Raw genomic sequence first — 2906 nt, 5'->3', positions numbered from 1 at the left:
CTCGCCGACCGGCTCAACCGCCTCGGTGTCGAGGAGGCGCTGCGCAAGGCCGGTGCCCGTGCGGGTGACGGCGTCGCCATCGGTTCCGACGAGAACGCGGTCGTCTTCGACTGGGAGCCGACCATGATGGCCGGTGCCGAGATGCTGGGCCGCCGCGGTGAGGACCACCGTCTGGAGGCGCCGCGTCCGGCCACCACGCGCCGCAAGGAGAAGGAAGCCGAGCGGGACTCCGCGCAGCAGGAGTACGACCAGTTCCGTCCCTTCTGAGGGACGCATTCCGCCGGACGGTGACCGGTGGCCCGGGAGTGGAGCCGCGTTTACCCGAGTGGCCTAGGATCCCCTGGTGACGTGCACCAAAACCCCCACCGTTTCCGTTGTGGTGATCGCGTACAACGACGCCGGGCTCGTGGGCGAGGCCGTTTCCTCGGCCCTCGCCCAGGGCCCGGTGGTTGGCGAGGTCATCGCCGTCAACGATGCCTCCACCGATGGGACCGGGCCGGTGCTGGACGGGCTGGCCGCCCTCCATCCCCGCCTGAAGGCGGTGCACCGTTCGGAGAACAGCGGGGGTTGCGGGACCCCGCGCAACGATGGGATCGAGGCCGCGACCTCCCCGTACGTCCTGTTCCTGGACAGCGACGACGTCCTGCCCGCGGGGGCGGCCGCGGCCCTGGTGCGGGCCGCGGTGCGGCACCGGGCGCCGGTCACGGCCGGCACCTGCGTCCGCAGGGAACTGCCCGGCGGACGCGAGGTGCCCTGGGTCCCCGGCCTCTACACGCCGGGAGAGGTGATCGACCGGCCGGTCGACCGACCGGAACTGGTCCGGGACACCCTCTGCGTGAACAAGCTCTACGACCGGGCCTTCCTGAACGAGCACGGGATCCGCTTCCCCGACGGCCGGTTCGTCTACGAGGACTTCGTGTTCACCGCCCGCCTGCTGGCCGCCGCGCCCCGCATCGCGGTGACCGGCGAGCTCGTCTACGTGTGGCACGTGCGCCGCGACGCCGCCCGGGTGTCCATCTCCCTGGACCGCGAGGACGTCGGCAACTGGCGTGCGCGCGTCGAAGCCCACCGCGCCGCCTCGCGGATCATCAACGAGTCCTCACCCGAACTGGGCCGCGCATGCCAGGTCAAGTTCCTGGAGCACGACCTGCGCATGTACCTGCGCGAACTCGGCGGGGACCCCGACTACCAGGCCGCCTGGTGGACCCTGACCCGCGACTACCTCGCCGGTTTCACCGACGCCGACATCGAGGCCGCCGCGGCGCCCGCCCGCTGGATCGTACGGGCGCTGCGCGCCTGCGAGGCCCCGCCCGCCCCCGCCGACCTGCGGCGGCTGATCGGCTTCGCCGCCGACCCGCCCCGGCTGCCGCCCCCGTACGCGACGGGCCGCGACGGGGCGGCGGTGTGGAGTGACACGCTGCCGGTGGAGCTGGACGGGCTGGCGGAGCTGGGGACGGGCGAACTGCCCGTCACCGTCGACGCCGAGCCGCTCGGTTCCGGCGGGCTGCGGATCCTCGTCCACGACCTGTACGGCCGCCTCGCCCCGGCCGGCCCGCGCAGCGTTCAGCTGAGCTTCCTGCCCAGGGAGGGCGGGAAGCCGCTGTTCGCCGAGCCTGCGGAGCTGCGCCTCGCCGCGAGCGGCGGCCACTGGACCGCGGAGCTGCCCTTCCGCCTCACCACGCTGGCGGCCGCCGGTCGCGGCGCGGGCCGTCGGGGCATGCAGGCGTGGGACGTTCAGGCGAGCGTGGAGTGCGCGGACGGGAGCTCCCTGCTCACCTCTCCGCGCCCCCTCGACAGCCTGCTCCACCGGCGGGTGCTGCCCAGCAGCCGGTACGGTGTGCTGTTGGCGCAGCCCTACCGCACGGCCGGCGGATCGCTGGCCGTGCGCCTCGCGCCCGGGGCCGGCGGTGTCATGAGCCTCGTACGCGACCGCCTCCACCGCCTGCGGCGGGCCGGCAGGAGCCGGGTGCCGAGAGGGGCCCGGCGGTAGCCGGAAGGGAAGCGGGTCCGGCGGCAGCCGGAAGAACAAGAGACAGAGCCCAAGGAGATACGCATGACGTTTCTGATCACTGGTGGTGCCGGATACATCGGGGCGCACGTCGTCCGCGCGATGCTGCTCGCGGGTGAGGAGGTCGTGGTTCTGGACGACCTCTCCACGGGCAACGCCGACCGCGTCCCGCAGGGTGTCCCGCTGGTGGTCGGTTCCGTGCTGGACCGGCAGGTCCTGGACGAGACGTTCGCCCGGCACGAGATCACCGGCGTGGTCCACCTGGCGGGCAAGAAGCAGGTCGGCGAGTCCGTGGAAAAGCCGCTGCACTACTACGAGGAGAACGTGCAGGGCCTCACGGTCCTGCTCGGCGCCGTGGCCGCCGCCGGCGTCCGCAACTTCCTCTTCTCCTCCTCCGCCTCCGTGTACGGGATGCCCGACGTCGACCTCGTCACCGAGGACACCCCGTGCCTGCCGCTGAGCCCGTACGGGGAGACGAAGCTGGCCGGCGAGTGGCTGGTCCGCGCCGCAGGCAAGGCGCACGGCATCTCCACCGCCTGCCTGCGCTACTTCAACGTGGCGGGCGCCGCGACGCCCGAGCTCGCCGACACCGGCGTGTACAACCTGGTCCCGATGATCTTCGAGCGCTTCGACAAGGGCGAGGGCGCCCGGATCTTCGGCGACGACTACCCGACCCCGGACGGCACCTGCATCCGCGACTACATCCACGTCGCGGACCTGGCGGAGGCCCACGTGGTGGCGGCCCGCAAGCTCGTCGAGTGGGGCGCGCAGGGCGAGTACCGGGACCTGACCGTCAACATCGGCCGGGGCGAGGGCGTTTCCGTCCGCGAGATGGTCGACCTGGTGAACGACACCACCGGGCACACCGATGCGGCGTACGCGCCCGTGATCTCCCCGC

3 protein-coding genes are annotated in these 2906 nt (G+C 72.7%); all 3 read left to right on the top strand.

Annotation, left to right across the window (positions count from 1 at the left end):
* Positions 1–267 (top strand): Obg family GTPase CgtA (gene cgtA, locus J7E97_RS36150; protein ID WP_251054984.1); only part of this gene is annotated, 267 nt, incomplete at its 5' end.
* A 76-nt stretch (positions 268–343) separates the two neighbouring features.
* Complete coding sequence (locus tag J7E97_RS22805; RefSeq protein ID WP_308346700.1) at positions 344–1990, top strand: glycosyltransferase; 1647 nt, start codon at positions 344–346, stop codon at positions 1988–1990.
* 63 nt (positions 1991–2053) lie between these two features.
* Positions 2054–2906 (top strand): UDP-glucose 4-epimerase GalE (gene galE, locus J7E97_RS22800; RefSeq protein ID WP_215030394.1); only part of this gene is annotated, 853 nt, incomplete at its 3' end.

Origin of the sequence: Streptomyces sp. ISL-66, from assembly GCF_018614135.1 — a bacterium.
In the GTDB taxonomy this organism is placed as follows: Bacteria; Actinomycetota; Actinomycetes; order Streptomycetales; family Streptomycetaceae; genus Streptomyces.
Note: the sequence above shows the minus strand (reverse complement) of the source record. Positions and strands in the feature narration are given on the sequence as shown.